Here is a 15,280-nt window from a genome sequence, read left to right on the forward strand (position 1 = left end):
CTCAATTCAGCAGCAGGCGCAGGCGTTCCATCAGCGCAGCTTGTCGCTTGCTCGGCAATGCCTGGCGATAACCCTCAAGAAAAGTTCTCCCGGCGTCGCCGCCGAGCAGCCATTGCCGGTCTTGTTTGTAGCGCAGCAAGTGGGCGAAGTTGCGCAGTCGCTTGCTGTCGCTCAGGGCGCGCCTCTGGCAGCGCAGGTCGGCGATGTCGATCAATCCGAGCTGATTCTGCGGCGTCTGCACGACATTGCCGAAGTGCAGGGACCGGAAGTACACGCCTTTTTCGTGCAGTTGCGCAATAAATGCCCCCAACTGACTGCGCAACGTCTCGGTTTCTTCGGGCGTGCCCTGCAATTGCCGTACGGTTTCGCCCGCCAGCGGTGCGTAATACACGCCATCGCGCTGAATGCTTGGAATGCGATAAACCGCGATCACGTTCGGACAGAGGATGCCGCGCTGCTGCAACGCCTTGGTGTTGTTGGCGAAGCGCTGGGCGTAGGGAAACAACAGCGCCGAACTCAGCAGGCGTTTGCGGCGGAACAGCTTGAGCATGCGACCGTCGGCCAACCTGAGCACCTTGTCGCCGGAACCGTCGGCTTCGAGTACCTGAGCACCCTTGCGCAGTGCCTCGTAAGTGCTGTGATCAATCGATTGCATGCCTGACTCCCCATCGTGAGCCGGCTATCTTAACCGACTTGGCCAAAGGCTGGCGCCCGGTGATGTTGATCGGCGCAAAAGGGCCTGTGATATCATCGCCGCCTCACTGATTTACGCGGATTCCCATGAGCAGTCCTGAACCGAAAGCCCAGTCAACGCTGGCGATCTATTTCCGCCTTTTGGCTTACGTGCGTCCCTACGCCGGCCTGTTCATCCTGAGTATCGTCGGCTTCCTGATCTTCGCATCGACCCAACCGATGCTCGCTTACATCCTCAAGTATTTCGTCGACGGCCTGGCCAATCCTGAGGCCAGCCTGTTTCCCGGCAATCCTTATCTGGGCAAGCTGCAGTTGCTCGAAAGCGTGCCTTTATTGATCGTGCTGATTGCCGTGTGGCAAGGCGTCGGTTCGTACCTGGGCAACTACTTCCTGGCGCGTGTTTCCCTGGGGCTGGTGCATGACCTGCGTGTGGTGCTGTTCAATAAATTGCTGGATCTGCCCAACAGTTATTTCGACAAGAACAACTCCGGCCACCTGATTTCACGTATCACCTTCAACGTGACCATGGTCACCGGCGCCGCCACCGACGCGATCAAAGTGGTAATCCGCGAAGGCATGACCGTAATTTTCCTGTTCTGCACCCTGTTGTGGATGAACTGGAAGCTGACCCTGGTGATGGTCGCCATCCTGCCGGTGATCGGCCTGATGGTGAACAGCACCAGCAAGAAATTCCGCAAGCAGAGCAAAAAGATTCAAGTGTCGATGGGCAACGTCACGCATGTGGCGTCCGAGACGATTCATGGTTACCGCGTGGTGCGCAGCTTTGGTGGCGAAACCTACGAAAAGGTTCGCTTTCACGACGCCAGCCAAAGCAACACCGACAAGCAACTGACCATGACCAAGACCGGTGCGGTGTATACGCCGATGCTGCAATTGGTGACATATAGCGCCATGGCGGTGGTGATGTTCCTGGTGCTGTACCTTCGTGGTGATGCATCGCCGGGTGATCTGGTGGCCTACATCACCATGGCCGGCCTGCTGCCAAAACCGATTCGCCAGCTCTCGGAAGTCAGCTCGACGATCCAGAAGGGCGTGGCCGGTGCCGAGAGCATTTTCGAGCAGCTGGACGAGCCGGCAGAAGTCGATAACGGCACGGTCGAGCGCGACCGTCTGCAAGGTCGCCTCGAAGTGCGCAACCTCAGCTTCAGTTATCCCGACAGTGAAAAGAAGGTCCTCGATGACATAAGTTTCGTCGTCGAGCCAGGACAAATGGTCGCGCTGGTCGGTCGTTCCGGCAGTGGCAAGTCGACCCTGGCCGGCCTGATTCCGCGCTTCTACCAACATGAGCAGGAACATGGGCAGATTCTGCTCGATGATGTGCAGGTACAGGACCTGACCCTGCGCAGCCTGCGTCGGCAGATTGCCCTGGTGACCCAACAGGTCACGCTGTTCAACGACACGGTGACCAATAACATCGCTTACGGCGATCTGGCGGGCGCACCGTTCGATGAGGTCAAGCGCGCGGCGACCGAAGCCTACGCCGATGAGTTCATCGTCAAGATGCCGCAGGGCTATGAAACCCTGGTCGGCGAAAATGGTGTGTTGCTGTCCGGTGGTCAGCGTCAGCGCATCGCCATTGCGCGGGCGTTGCTCAAGGATGCGCCGCTGCTGATTCTCGATGAGGCCACCTCGGCCCTGGATACCGAATCGGAACGGCATATTCAGGCGGCTCTAGATCATGTTGTGCAGAACCGCACGACGCTGGTGATCGCTCACCGCCTGAGTACGATCGAAAAGGCTGATCTGATTCTGGTCATGGACGAAGGCAAGATCGTCGAGCGGGGCACCCATGCCCAGCTTCTGGGGCAAAACGGCTACTACGCACGCTTGCACGCCAAGGAATTTGAAGAAGGCGATGAGCCGCAACCGACCCATGTGACCGACCTATGCTGACGGCGTTTCGCGCTTGGCGGGAGCGCGGCTGGAGCGAGATTGATCAGGCAGCCTATGCACAGGCCTGGCAGCGATTCGGTGGCAGTTTTGCAACTCATCCCGAAGTGGTGGAGCGGTTGTCGACGTTTGTCGGCATCAAGCTGCACTACCTGGGCTGGGTCGTCGATGGCGAAGTCGTCGCGGCTGTTGCTTGCTGGGGCAGGCACGCCGCGCTGTCCAAGGAAGTCCTCAAGCGCGAAGGCAAGCGCGGGCTGCTGGACATGGGCAACGCCGAACTGATTCTGCCGATTGCTGCGGATGTCGTGGTTCCGGTGCGCCAGCGCATGGCATATGTTTCGCAACTCAATGCCGAGCAGATCAGCACCCTGCGCGCGCAGCCGGAAGGGCTGGCGCTGGCGCGGCTGCCTGAGGATTATTCGAAGAAGTTTCGTTACAACCAGCGCCGCGAACAGCGCCTGTTGGAAGAGGCGGGCGGTACGCTGATTCCGATGTCCGACTTGACACCACAGGAGCAGGCCGCCGCTTACGGTGATCTGTTCCAGCGCCGATGGGGCTTTGAAGTGCCCGGCAAGGCCGGGCTGGTCGAAGTCTTCACTCTCTTGCGCGAGTTCATGACCGGCTCGGTGGTGATGCTCGAGTCGGCGCCTGTCGCCATCCAGATTCTCTACCGTGTCGAAGCGCCGCAATGGGTATCGCTGGAATACGTCAACGGTGGTGTCGACCCGCAAAGCCGCGAGTTCAGTCCGGGCAGCGTGTTGAGTTTCGTCAACACCCAGCAAGCGTGGGCGGATGCTCAGGCGTTGGGCAAGACACTGCGCTATTCGTTCGGCCGTGCCGACCGCGAATACAAGGATCGCTGGTGCCATACGGTGCCCGTCTACAAGGTCTGAAACCATGACTGCTCGCAAGCAACAGCTTCTCAAGGCGCACCGACGCAGCAAACGCTTGTTCCTTATCGCGTTTGCGATCGCGCTGGTGGCGGCCGGCTTCTTGCTGGGCTGGTGGCTGGTGCCGGTGCTGCTGGTCTTGACGTGGGTGGCGCATGAGGCGTGGTTTGCCGATCACCTGTTCTATCGCGCGAGCGACGACTATCAATATCACTTCCCTGAGGATGCTGCGCAGCAGCCCGTGAATCTGGATGCCGGTGTCCTGCGTCTGAGCGAGTCGCTGGCGCCGGGAGAAACGCTGGTGCTTGAGCTTGAAGTCAAGGCGACCTGGCTCGGGCGCTGGCTGGATCCTTATGTCGAGCTGGACGACGATCGCCAGGACTTCGAGCGGGGCGTAGACGGCTGGCGTTTTCTCAATCTGTCCGGGCAGGCGGCGGCGCTTGGCGACAATACCCTGACAGTGCGTGGACGGCATTGCACGCTGAGTTCCAGCGGCACACTGTGGGTAATGAGCAATCCCGATTACGCGCAGCAACGGGTGATGGTTATCGCGCCCCACGCCGATGATGCCGAGCTGGCTGCGTTCGGGCTTTACAGTCGCTGCGCAGAAGCAAGCATCGTTACGCTGACCCAAGGCGAAATCGAAGCCGACTACTTCCAGCGCCTCGGACTGGACAAGGCTCAAGCCGCTCGCCTGAAGGGCAGGCTGCGTAGTTGGGATAGCCTGAGCATCCCATTGTGGGGCGGGGTGCAGGCCAGTCGTTGCGTACAGCTGGGCTATTACTGTCTGCAGTTGCCGGCGATGGCCGAGGAGCCGGACACACCATTCGGCTCGCGGGAATCCGGCGAAAACGATGTGCGCAGTGTTCGGCAGCACAATCCGCTCAAACTCCCCGGCGATGTCGATGGTGCGCCGACCTGGATCAATCTCGTCGGTGATATACGGCAATTGCTCGAGCACTTTCGTCCCGATGTCATTGTCACTCCTCATCCCGAGCTGGACCCGCACAGTGATCACGTCGCTTCCACCCGTGCCGTGCTGGAAGCCATTACGGCCAGTACGTGGAAGCCGTCGACGTTGCTGATGTACGCCAATCATCTGCATGACAATGATCGCTGGCCAATGGGCCCGGCCGGTGGCGGTATCGCGCTGCCGCCGGCAATCGAGCCGTTGCCGTCCGATCGTCTATGGAGTCCATTGCTGTCAGCGGATGTGCAATTGGACAAGGCGATGGCGCTGGCCATGGAGCATGACCTGCAGGGCTCGCTCGGGTTCAAGCGGCAGTTGCGTCGCGTCATTCAACAGGTGCTGGCGGGACGTCGCTGGCCCGTCACAGGCAGTAACGAGTTTTTCCGCAAGGCAGTCCGGCGTCATGAACTGTTCTGGGTACGCGACCTTTCAGATTGAGGCGGACGGCGCTTTACCCTGTGGTAATATCGCGCCCCTGTTCATTTTGTATGTGGGTTGCTCCATGAAGTTGTCCATGCCGCGTTTCGATCAAGCCCCGGTCTTGGTAGTCGGCGATGTCATGCTCGACCGTTACTGGCATGGCGGAACCTCACGGATTTCCCCTGAGGCGCCGGTGCCGGTCGTTAAGGTTGAGCAGATCGAAGACCGTCCGGGCGGTGCCGCCAACGTTGCCTTGAACATTGCCGCGCTCGGTGCGCCGGCGTCGCTGGTCGGTGTGACCGGTGATGACGAGGCCGCCGACAGCCTGAGCAACAGTCTCAAGGGCGCCGGCGTACGGGCTTTGTTCCAGCGCATTGCGCACCAGCCGACCATCGTCAAGCTGCGGGTCATGAGCCGGCACCAGCAATTGCTGCGTATCGACTTCGAAGAACCGTTCGCCACCGACGCTTTGGCGCTCGGCTCGCAGGTCGATGACCTCCTCGAAGGCATCAAGGTGCTGGTGCTTTCCGACTACGGCAAAGGCGCGCTGAAAAACCATCAGGCGCTGATCCAGGCGGCACGGGCGAAGAACATCCCGGTGCTGGCCGATCCGAAAGGCAAGGACTTCTCGATCTACCGTGGCGCCAGCCTGATCACGCCGAACCTCAGCGAATTCGAAGCCATCGTCGGCGGTTGCGTTGACGAACACGAACTCGTCAGCAAGGGCGCAACGTTAATGCACGATCTGGAGCTGGGAGCACTGCTGGTCACCCGTGGCGAACACGGCATGACCCTGCTGCGCCCGGATCAACCGGCGTTGCATTTGCCAGCGCGTGCCCGGGAAGTGTTCGATGTGACCGGCGCCGGCGACACCGTGATTTCGACCCTGGCCGCGGCGATTGCTGCCGGTGAGGATCTGCCACACGCCGTGGCCCTGGCCAACCTGGCGGCGGGTATTGTGGTCGGCAAGCTTGGTACCGCGGCCATCAGTGCCCCGGAACTGCGCCGCGCCATTCAGCGTGAAGAAGGCTCCGAGCGCGGCGTGCTGGGGCTTGAGCAACTGGTGCTGGCCGTCGCCGACGCCCGTGCGCATAACGAACGAATCGTCTTCACCAATGGCTGCTTCGACATCCTCCACGCCGGCCATGTGACTTATCTTGAGCAGGCACGAGCCCAAGGCGATCGACTGATTGTCGCAGTCAACGACGATGCTTCGGTCAGTCGCCTGAAAGGCCCCGGTCGCCCGATCAATAGTGTCGACCGGCGCATGGCGGTTCTGGCGGGCCTCGGTGCCGTGGACTGGGTCATCAGCTTCCCGGAAGGCACGCCAGAGAATCTGCTGCGCGAGGTCAAGCCGGATGTGCTGGTCAAGGGTGGCGATTACGGCATCGATCAGGTTGTCGGTGCAGATATCGTCACCGCTTACGGCGGTACCGTGAAAGTGTTAGGACTGGTGGAAAACAGCTCGACGACCGCAATTGTCGAAAAAATCCGCAGTCGCTGATCAGATGAATTTTTACCGTTGTGTACCGCGTGTGAACGGATTTTGCCTTGGGGATTTCACCGTTTCCGTCGATGTTGGCAGGTTTGAATCCGCTTCGCTTGCCTGCCTACGTTACGTGGTCGATTAATCTATGAAAGTCATGCTTCTGGTGATGGACGAGCAGCGGGTCATTCTCGACCGGCTCTATGACATCGTTCAGCAGAACTGCGATGAATGTTTCATCTATCGTCTGAGCAAACAGCAGCAGATGAACCTCGGAGCCTTTCTGGCTTCGGTCGAGTACCAGACCTTTGATCGCGTGGTGATCTTCTCCCGGGTCAAGCGTCTGGCGCCGCAACTGCGGGTGCTCAAGTGCATTCCAGGGCTGGTGTTTCTCGAGCACGATGCCTATCAGAACTACATGCCGGCCAGTAAATACCGTGGTGTTTATTCGCGCTTGTACAGCCGATTGCCGAGCTGCCGCGCGCTGGTTTCCGGCGCAGTGGTCGCGCGCAAGATGCTCGCCGAAGGCATCGATACCGTGTTCGTCTCCAAAGGCTACGACGAGCAAATGCTGCACAACACCGGAGTCGAGCGCGATATCCCGATCGGCTTCCTCGGCAGCTTGAAGAGTACCGAGTACGCCGAGCGCAAGGCCATGCTTGAAGCCCTTTCACAGCGCACCGGGATGCTCGTGACCCGTACCAAATCGGGTGCGGAATATCTGGAAACTCTCAATCGCATCAAAATCTTCGTCAGCGCCGACATCGGCATGAACGAGTTCATGATCAAGAACTTCGAAGCCATGGCTTGCGGCTGTGTGCTGCTGGCCTGGAGCCAAGGCGAAGAAGACCGGTTGCTCGGTTTCGAAGACATGCACAACACCGTGTTCTACCGCAGCGAAGACGAGGCGGTAACGAAGATCAAGCTGCTGCAGGACGACCCGGAACTGGCGCAGCGAATTGCCAGCAACGGCCAGGCGTTTGCTGAAAGCCGTTACTCGTTTGCGCGGGTCGGCCAGGCGCTCGCCGAAGCCATACAAGGCGAGATGCGCCCTTGGCAGCCGCCGTCGGGTTTTACCCGATTCTGGGTGAAGCTGCGTTATGGCATGAAGGTGCCGGCCTGAATGACGGACGACTACATGGCGCTGGATGCGCTGCCCGGTGGTGACCAGTCGGTTTTGCAAGCCTTGCCCGAAGCTTTACAAGATGTTCTTGGCCGTGCAGCACGCGTCGTATTGATTGCCAATAATCCAGCAATTACCGCAGCCGACTTCGCGGCGCTGAATATCGGCGTGGATGACGTCGTCGTCAGTTTCAATCACTGCATCAAGGCGACGCTGCTCAATGAGCAAAGCGTCAATCTCTTCGTGCACGGTTACAACGCGCCGGACGCCTATTTTTTCGGTCTGCCCGGCAATGCGGACGTACAGCGACTGTTCGACCGCTCGAGCGAGCGCTGCTTCACCATGCTGGTGGGTTGCGCAGCACCGATGTGCCCGTTGCCTCGCGTTGCGATGTACTGGGATCGCATTCCGTTACCGCCGCTGTGGAACTACCCGGTCGACCGCTCGGGCGGCAAGCGCTACGTCGGCCCCTCCACAGGCTTCAACACGCTGGTGCTGCTCGACTGGCTGCGCGGGCATCTCGGTTATACCTATCAGTTGATGACCCTGGGTTTCTCCAACGAAGCGGGGAAGCTGTGGGGTGGCCATGCCTGGGATTACGAGCGGGACTGGTTGCAAAAGTCCGATGTGATAGTCGTAGCGCTGCAACCCCGGCGCTGGTGGCAGAAACTGTTCAAGCGTAAATAAGCCACGCCGCATTAAGGTGCCTGCCGGGCCGAATCATTTTTTCATAGGTGCAATCGAGTGTTGAAAATTGCCGTGGCGTTTTTCGGGATTCCAAGAAATTCGCCGATCTGCTTCCCTTCAATCGAACAGAACGTACTGGCGCAGTTGCCTGCGGGCAGCGAGGTGCAGTGCTTTTATCATCTGTATAAAGTCGATGAAGTGCAGAATTCGCGTTCCGGCGAGAGAGGCGAGCTGGCGGCTGACAACTATCAGCCGTTCGAATCCATGAGCGGCGCGCTTACCTCGACCGAAGGCGTGCTGGAGCGCTGGGATTTCGAGCGGGTCAAGGCACAGGGTGATACCTGGGCCGATGACTATGCATCGCTGCGTAACCTGATCTATCAGTTGAACTCCTTGCATACGGTAACCAGCGAGATCGAGTCATTCGATCCCGACTTCGTGGTGTTTGTGCGGCCGGACAATTTCTTCCACACCGCGCTGCCAGGCTACTTGTTCAACCACGCCGAGGCGCGGCGGCACCACGTTTATATCCCGGACTGGCAGTGGTGGGGTGGCCTCAATGACCGTTTTGCCGTATGCGGTCGTGACACCTACGTTGCGTACGGCAAACGCATCGAACGCATCTTCGATTTCTGCAAGGCGACCGGCCGCAAGCTGCACTCCGAGCGTTTGCTCAAATACGCCCTGCTTGAGGCAGGCGCCAAGGTCTGCACATTGCCGATCCAGGCCTCCCGCGTGCGCATCACCGGCGCATTTGCCGAAGAGTCGTTCTCCCCCAAGCGTGGCATGGGCAAGCGCGAAAACCGCTACTTCCACTTATTCGCGACATTACGCACCTGGTGGGATCGCCGGCGCTAGCGGCTCGCGCGTTTCCTGCCCAGCCCGACCAGGCGCAGTGCCTTGATGCTCAACTGCTTGAGGCCGGTGCGTGGCGCTTTCGCCGGTGTCAGACCCTGTTGCACCAGCCAGTCCTTCCAGCGAATGCGTTCGTCGTGCACGACCCAGCCTTGTTGCGTAGCGAAGCTCTCGGCCAGGTGAATGCCGCGAGTGCTGGCCGGTATCAGCTTGTCGCGTTTGAGGGTGAACAGCTCGGCGGTTGGTGCGCCGTCCTTGAGTGGCATCAAATACAGGTCAGGACGTTTTCGGTCGAGGCGCGCGACCAACTGATCTCCTTCCAGGCGTTCATCGACATGAAACAAGCTCAGCGATTTGGCTTCCCTGGGCACGTCCAGGCGCAAGTCATAGATCAATTGCAGGGACGCCGTCGGCAGATGCACGTACGCCCTTGGTCGCTCCAGCAATTGCAGGTTGGCGCAGCGCACCGGACGCGCCGAACCGGACAACGGCGTCAGGCGAAACGGCAACGCCTCACGGTAATGCAGCGCAGCGGAGTAGGGCGCCGGCAGCCAAGTCTCGTTGAAACGCCCGCCGAGCCAGCCTTCCGGGGTTTCCAGCAGGCACTCTTCGGCAATTTCCTGAATCGCCGTGTGCAGCGGAATATTCAGCTCATGGGCCGGCACGTAGCCGGAAATCAGCTTCAGTACCACGTCGCCGCGATCCTGCCGACGCTGGCGCACCAGCACCCAGTAATCGCGATTCTGCCAGTGCAGGGTCAGGCGCACGGACACGCCGAGGTTGGCCAGTTCCAGGGCAAAGCGCTCGCTGTCGGCGACGCTGACCGGTTTACGCCGTTGCAGGGTCTGGGCGAAGTTCAGCGGCATGCCGACGCTCTGATAGCTCAGGCCTTCGGGTGTGGCTTCGACGAACAGCGGCAGTGTCTTGAAGTTGCTCGGGTTCTTGCGGATGAGCGTGCGCGGCATATCGGCTCCTGGCTTAAGGCCGCGGGGCGGCGTCAGTGACTACGCAGGACCTGGGCAACGGTCGCTACGTTATGGGCGAGGTGCAGCGGATTGATCGTGCCGACAATAGCACTGGCAACGCCGGGATGAGTGAACAGCAACTCGAAGCTGGCGCGCACCGGATCGACTCCCGGACTCAGACAGACATGACCGCTGGCCAGGGCTTTTTTCACCAGAATGGCTTTGCCGTGGGCAGCAGCATAGTCAATGACCGCCTTTTCGTTTTGTTCGTTCAGATTGTAGGTGACCATCGCGCAGTCGCCTTGCTCCAGCGCTTTCAAGCCACCTTCGACGGTTTTGCCGGAAAAACCGAAGCCGCGAATCTTGCCCTCGGCCTTCAGCGCCGCGAGGGTGGCGTAGACCTCTTCGTGCTCGAGGATGGCCATGTCGTTACCGTCCGAGTGCACGAGGACCAGATCGATAAAATCCGTTTCCAGACGTTGCAGGCTGCGCTCGACCGACATCCGCGTGTGCGCGGCGCTGAAGTCGTGACGCGACAGGCCATCGGCAAACTCTTCGCCGACCTTGCTGACAATCACCCAATCCTGACGCTGACCGCGCAGTAGCGGGCCGAGGCGTTCTTCGCTGCGACCATAGGCCGGTGCGGTATCGATCAGGTTGATTCCCAAGACGCGCGCCTGGCGCAGCAGCATGCGCGCCTCGTCATCGCCGGGAATCTGAAAGCCATTGGGGTATTTCACCCCTTGATCGCGGCCGAGTTTGACCGTGCCCAGACCCAGTGGCGAAACCGTCAGGCCGGTGCTGCCCAGTGGGCGATGCAGTTCGTGCAGAGTGGCGATGGTCATGGCAGCAGTTGCTCCCACGCCGGTACACCGAGCGGCGGTTTCGGCAGCGGCGGCAGCGGCTCGGTCGCCTGCGGCTGGATGCCGTCGCGTTGCAGCGAGGCGATAACGCGGTCGGCGAAGTCTGGCGCCAGTGCCAGTTTGGTCGGCCAGCCGACGAGCAAGCGACCTTCTTCGGCGAGGAACGCGTTGTCCGGGCGGGTCAGGCCGGTTTGCAGCGGCTCGGCGCGATCGACGCGCAGGGTTGCCCATTGCGTGGTGCTGAGGTCGATCCACGGCAGCAGTTGAGCGATTTCCTTTTGCGCGGTGGCGATCTGTTCGGCCGGCTCGCGGGCCACGCCTTCGCTTTCGGCGATGTCGCCGCCCATGTACCAGACCCACTGGCCGTCAGCGGCCGGATGCGTGGTCACGGTAATGCGCGGCTTGGTGCCGCCGCCCAGGCAGTGCGCGTACAACGGTTTCAAGCCGGGACCTTTGGCGAGGATCATGTGCAGGGGGCGGCGCTGCATGGCCGGACGGCTCAGGCCCAAGGCTTCAAGCAATTCGGCTGTGCCGGCGCCGGCGCTGAGGACGATGCGCTGGGCGCGGATCTCACGGCCGTCGACTTTCAGGCCGACCAGCACGCCGGCTTCCAGCAGCGGCTCGATGACCTGCCCGGCGAGCAGACCGTCACCGGCCAGCTCGGCCAGACGCTGGATCAGGCTCGGGACATCCACTACCAGTTCGGCGAGGCGATAGACCTTGCCCTTGAAGCGCTTGTCCTGCAGGGCCAGCGGCAGTTCATCGCCCTTGACCTGATCGACCCGGCCACGCACGGCTTTACTGGCGAAGAAACTTGTCAGATTGCCGGCCAAAGTGCCTGGCGACCACAGGTAATGGGCTTCGGACAGCAGGCGCACGCCGGACAGATCCAGCTCACCATTACCGGCCAGCGCCTCGCGCCAGCGGCGCGGCATGTCGGCGATGGCTTCCGAGGCCCCGGTCAGCGCGCCGTGCAGCGCGTACTTGGCGCCGCCGTGGATGATGCCCTGGGACTTCACGCTCTGCCCGCCACCGAGGCTGGCGCTTTCCACCAGCACGGTCGAAAAACCCTGACGGCGCAGGCGCGCATTCAGCCAGAGGCCGGCGACACCAGCGCCGACAATCAGAACGTCGGTGGAAATAACGGATGGCATGCAGCGACCTCGGAGCTTGAAGAAGCCGCAAGTTTCAAGCTTCAAGCTGCAAGCTGCAACCCGGACCAGCAAATCAGCAATGCTTGCGGCTTGCCGCTTGAAGCTTGCTGCTGCTTTTTAATGCCCGGCGGTTTTCGAAAACAGCTGAATCACAACGACCCCCAGCACGATCAACGCCATCCCCAGCATCGCCGGTACGTCGAGCTTCTGCCCGTAAATGAACAGAGCGGCGACGCTGACCATGACAATGCCCATCCCCGCCCAGACCGCGTAGGCAACGCCCACCGGTACGGTGCGCACCACCAGCGTCAGCATCCAGAATGCGATCCCGTAGCCGACAATCACCAGAATCAGCGGCAGCGGCGTGCTGAAGCCCTTGACCGCTTTCATCGAAACGGTGGCGATCACTTCGGCGCAGATGGCGATGGCCAGATAGACGTAGGCGTTCATGGTTTGATCCTCAAATAAATCATTGCTTGCTGGAGTGACATTCTAGGGATTGCTCAAATGGGGTAAAGTCATTACCTATCTGTTCTGGAGATGGGTTGGCAGCAAGCATGCAATGGAATCTTGAGCAGCTACGCATATTTGTCGACGTCGCCGAACAGCGTTCGTTCTCCGCCGCGGCACGTCGACAACGCAAGGCGCAGTCGGCGATCAGCAGCGCCGTTGCGATGCTTGAAGAGGATTTGGGCGTAAGCCTGTTCGAGCGCAGCAGCGGTCGGCAGCCGATGCTCACCGAGGCGGGCGCGGCGTTGCTGGAAGAGGCGCGGGAAGTGTTGCGCCAGTGCGAGCGCCTCAACGGCAGGGCCATGGCGATGCTGCGCGGTCAGGAGGCACAGTTGCGGGTGGCTCAGGACGAGGCGATGCCGTATCAGGCGCTGGTGGAAAGTTTCGGTGAACTGGCCGAGCAGTTTCCCAGCCTGGAAGTGCAACTGACCAGCGCCGCCCAAGGCGAAGTCGCGCGCAAACTGGTCGAACGTCGCGCCGACCTCGGCCTGCTGTTCTATCACGATGAAATCCCCGAAGCCCTTGAGCGCCGCGTACTGGGTCGAGTGGAAATGGTCACGGTCTGTGGCGTCAATCATCCGCTGGCGCAGCAGTCCTATGTGACCTGCCAGCAACTGGCGCAGCACCGGCAATTGCTGATGTCGACGCAGACCAGCGTCTATCCCGGCAACGAGCCGGCCAGCCCACAGGTGTGGCGCGCCGACAGCTTTTACGTGATGTCCGAATGGCTGGTGCGCGATCTCGGTTGGGCGTGGTTGCCGCGCCACGTTGTGCAGTACTCGGCGTATCAGGGCCAAATGGTTGAACTCGATAGCGAATGGACGCCGCCGGCATTGGTGGTGGAACTGGTCTGGCGCCGCGACGAACCGCTCGGCCCGGCCGCGCGCTGGCTGGCGGAACGTTTTGCCGTGCACTTGCGGGCGATCGGCGACAAAAGCCGATAAACTCCGCCGCCATGAATAGAACTCTCTACACCGCGCTGTTTTACCTGGGGCTGCCATTGGTGGCGATTCGGCTGTGGCTGCGCGCACGCAAGGCGCCGGCGTATGCCAAACGGATTGGCGAGCGCTTTACTCTTGGCATGCCGACCTTGCAGCCCGGCGGCATTTGGGTGCACGCGGTATCGGTGGGCGAAAGCATTGCCGCCGCGCCGATGATCCGCGCGCTGCTGGAACGCTATCCGACGCTGCCGATCACCGTGACCTGCATGACCCCGACCGGTTCGGAGCGGATTCAGGCACTGTTCGCCAACGAATCGCGCATTCAACACTGCTATCTGCCGTATGACTTGCCTTGTGCGGCGGCGCGTTTTCTTGATCGCGTGCAGCCGAAACTTGCGGTGATCATGGAAACCGAGCTGTGGCCCAACCACATTCATCAGTGTGCCAAGCGCGGAATTCCGGTGGCGCTGGCCAATGGACGGTTGTCGCAGCGTTCCGCCAAAGGCTATGGCCGCTTCAGCAAACTCACCGCGCCGATGCTTGCCGAGATGAGCCTGTTGGCGGTGCAGACCGAAGCCGAGGCCCAGCGCTTCCGCGATCTCGGCGCGCGGCCTGGATCTGTCGAGGTCACCGGTTCGATCAAGTTCGACCTGACCATCGATCCGCAACTGTTGCAGCGTGCAGCCGATCTGCGTAGCCAATGGCAGGCGCAGGATCGTCCCGTGTGGATCGCCGCGAGCACTCACGAAGGCGAAGATGAAGTGGTGCTCGACGCCCATCGTCGCCTGTTGGCCAATCATCCGGATGCATTATTGATTCTGGTGCCGCGTCATCCGGAGCGCTTCAATTCGGTGTTCGACCTATGCCAGCGCGAAGGTTTCGCCACGGTACGTCGCTCGACCGGGGCCAATGTCGATGCGCAGACGAGCGTGCTGCTCGGCGACACCATGGGCGAGTTGCTGTTTCTCTATGCCCTGGCCGACAGCGCATTTGTCGGCGGCAGTCTGGTGCCGAATGGCGGGCACAACCTGCTCGAACCCGCCGCGCTGGCGAAACCGGTACTCAGCGGCCCGCACCTGTTCAACTTCCTCGACATCGCTGCGCAACTGCGCGAAGCCGGGGCATTGGCCGAAGTGGATGATGCCGAAGGCCTAGCAGTCGAGGTGCAGCGCTTGTTCGAACTGCCGCGTGATGCGCAGCGCATGGCCGAGGCCGGGCTGGCGGTGATGCGGCGCAATCAGGGCGCATTGCAGCGGCTGCTGGATGGCTTGGCGCGGCTGATCCAATAGTCGCCTGGAATATTACTGTGGCGAGGGGATTTATCCCCGCTGGGTTGCGAAGCAGTCCCAAAACCATTCAACGCGGTGATTCAGTCAGATCTGGCAAGCAGGATTTACGACTGCTGCGCAGCGGGACGGGATAAATCCCCTCACCACAGGGAATTTCCAGATTGTTTATGGCCCGGTCTTACTGTGGGGAGGGGATTCATCCCCGCTGGGTTGCGAAGCAGCCCCAAGACCATTCAACGCGGTGATTCAGTCAGATCTGGCAGGCAGGATTTACGACTGCTGCGCAGCCGGACGGGGATAAATCCCCTCACCACAGGGGTTCATCCCCGCTGGGTTGCGAAGCAGCCACAAGACCATTCAACGCGGTGATTCAGTCAGATCTGGCAAGCAGGATTTACGACTGCTGCGCAGCCGGACGGGGATAAATCCCCTCACCACAGGGATTCATTCCAGATTGTTTATGGCCGGGGCCTTTGGCTGGATGGTCTGGCGCGGCTGATCCAATAGTCGCCTGGAATATTAC

The 15,280-nt window shown here is 60.8% G+C and carries 14 protein-coding genes; 9 read left to right on the plus strand and 5 right to left on the minus strand.

Annotation, left to right across the window (positions count from 1 at the left end; translation table 11 throughout):
- Window position 1 precedes the first annotated feature (1 nt).
- On the minus strand, window positions 2–655 hold the full coding sequence (locus tag BXA01_RS18415) for a lipopolysaccharide kinase InaA family protein (RefSeq protein WP_076565317.1): 654 nt from the start codon (window positions 653–655) through the stop codon (window positions 2–4).
- Window positions 656–780: 125 nt separating this feature from the next.
- On the opposite strand from BXA01_RS18415, the gene msbA reads away from it, so the two are divergent.
- From msbA to BXA01_RS18450, 7 genes are all read left to right on the plus strand, one after another.
- Window positions 781–2,607, plus strand: coding sequence for a lipid A export permease/ATP-binding protein MsbA (msbA, locus tag BXA01_RS18420; protein WP_076565318.1), 1,827 nt, complete (start codon window positions 781–783; stop codon window positions 2,605–2,607).
- A complete protein-coding gene (locus BXA01_RS18425; protein ID WP_076565319.1) occupies window positions 2,601–3,497 on the plus strand; it encodes a GNAT family N-acetyltransferase in 897 nt (298 codons plus the stop codon). Before msbA ends, BXA01_RS18425 begins: the two co-directional genes overlap by 7 nt.
- 4 nt (window positions 3,498–3,501) lie before the next feature.
- Window positions 3,502–4,902 (plus strand): PIG-L deacetylase family protein, encoded by a 1,401-nt coding sequence (locus tag BXA01_RS18430; RefSeq protein ID WP_076565321.1) that lies wholly within the window; start codon window positions 3,502–3,504, stop codon window positions 4,900–4,902.
- Window positions 4,903–4,966: 64 nt separating this feature from the next.
- Window positions 4,967–6,388 (plus strand): bifunctional D-glycero-beta-D-manno-heptose-7-phosphate kinase/D-glycero-beta-D-manno-heptose 1-phosphate adenylyltransferase HldE, encoded by a 1,422-nt coding sequence (gene hldE, locus BXA01_RS18435; protein ID WP_076565323.1) that lies wholly within the window; start codon window positions 4,967–4,969, stop codon window positions 6,386–6,388.
- A 130-nt stretch (window positions 6,389–6,518) separates the two neighbouring features.
- Entirely contained in the window at window positions 6,519–7,493 is a 975-nt protein-coding gene (locus BXA01_RS18440; protein ID WP_076565326.1) for a glycosyltransferase family protein, read from the plus strand.
- Window positions 7,494–8,180: a hypothetical protein gene (locus BXA01_RS18445; protein WP_076565328.1), complete on the plus strand. Its 687-nt coding sequence runs from the start codon at window positions 7,494–7,496 to the stop codon at window positions 8,178–8,180.
- 57 nt (window positions 8,181–8,237) lie between these two features.
- Window positions 8,238–9,038, plus strand: coding sequence for a hypothetical protein (locus BXA01_RS18450; RefSeq protein ID WP_076565330.1), 801 nt, complete (start codon window positions 8,238–8,240; stop codon window positions 9,036–9,038).
- Here BXA01_RS18450 and BXA01_RS18455 read toward each other — a convergent pair.
- The 4 genes from BXA01_RS18455 to BXA01_RS18470 form a co-directional block, all read right to left on the minus strand.
- Complete coding sequence (locus tag BXA01_RS18455; protein WP_076565332.1) at window positions 9,035–10,000, minus strand: metal ABC transporter ATPase; 966 nt, start codon at window positions 9,998–10,000, stop codon at window positions 9,035–9,037. The two genes, BXA01_RS18450 and BXA01_RS18455, sit on opposite strands and share 4 nt — an antisense overlap.
- 32 nt (window positions 10,001–10,032) lie before the next feature.
- Window positions 10,033–10,845, minus strand: coding sequence for an aldo/keto reductase (locus tag BXA01_RS18460; RefSeq protein ID WP_076565335.1), 813 nt, complete (start codon window positions 10,843–10,845; stop codon window positions 10,033–10,035).
- Window positions 10,842–12,017 carry an NAD(P)/FAD-dependent oxidoreductase gene (locus tag BXA01_RS18465; RefSeq protein WP_076565337.1) on the minus strand — a complete coding sequence of 392 codons (1,176 nt, stop codon included), beginning with the start codon at window positions 12,015–12,017 and terminating at the stop codon, window positions 10,842–10,844. Before BXA01_RS18465 ends, BXA01_RS18460 begins: the two co-directional genes overlap by 4 nt.
- A 117-nt stretch (window positions 12,018–12,134) precedes the next feature.
- On the minus strand, window positions 12,135–12,467 hold the full coding sequence (locus BXA01_RS18470) for a DMT family transporter (RefSeq protein WP_016771980.1): 333 nt from the start codon (window positions 12,465–12,467) through the stop codon (window positions 12,135–12,137).
- Between the two features lie 107 nt (window positions 12,468–12,574).
- On the opposite strand from BXA01_RS18470, the gene BXA01_RS18475 reads away from it, so the two are divergent.
- Window positions 12,575–13,471, plus strand: coding sequence for a LysR family transcriptional regulator (locus BXA01_RS18475; RefSeq protein ID WP_076565340.1), 897 nt, complete (start codon window positions 12,575–12,577; stop codon window positions 13,469–13,471).
- Between the two features lie 11 nt (window positions 13,472–13,482).
- Window positions 13,483–14,757 carry a lipid IV(A) 3-deoxy-D-manno-octulosonic acid transferase gene (gene waaA, locus BXA01_RS18480; RefSeq protein WP_076565342.1) on the plus strand — a complete coding sequence of 425 codons (1,275 nt, stop codon included), beginning with the start codon at window positions 13,483–13,485 and terminating at the stop codon, window positions 14,755–14,757.
- Window positions 14,758–15,280 lie beyond the last annotated feature (523 nt).

The sequence above is a fragment of the Pseudomonas sp. B10 genome (assembly GCF_900156235.1).
In the GTDB taxonomy this organism is placed as follows: Bacteria; Pseudomonadota; Gammaproteobacteria; order Pseudomonadales; family Pseudomonadaceae; genus Aquipseudomonas; species Aquipseudomonas siliginis.